This is a genomic window from Paenibacillus sp. GbtcB18, assembly GCF_019091125.1.
Taxonomy (GTDB): Bacteria; Bacillota; Bacilli; order Paenibacillales; family NBRC-103111; genus Paenibacillus_F; species Paenibacillus_F chitinolyticus.
Window position 1 is genome coordinate 1 of the sequence record NZ_JAGXJX010000695.1, and the last position, 245, is coordinate 245.

General features: G+C 66.1%; 1 pseudogene. It reads right to left on the reverse strand.

The annotated features are described in order from the left end of the window. Window positions 1-245 (reverse strand): annotated as a pseudogene (locus KVT34_RS30845) (Gfo/Idh/MocA family protein); the annotation flags it as partial.

Genomic DNA, 245 nt, shown 5'->3' on the forward strand with positions numbered 1-245 from the left:
GCCCCTTCAGGCCCCCTTCGCCCGGAGCGATCAGGGGAGTGCCGTGTAGAATGCCGTTCACCCAATCCTGGGTGATGAGGTGGTGCTGGCCGCGTTGGCCTTCGACGGGAATGTCGATTTTCCAAACCTCGGGCCCCCCGAAGCCTCCCTTATAGGTAGGGTTGACCTCCGTCTCCGCCTCCCGCGCCCGGTAGAGGGTCAGCTTGTCGTTCTCGTTGCCCACCCGGCCCGGGCCCCCCACCACT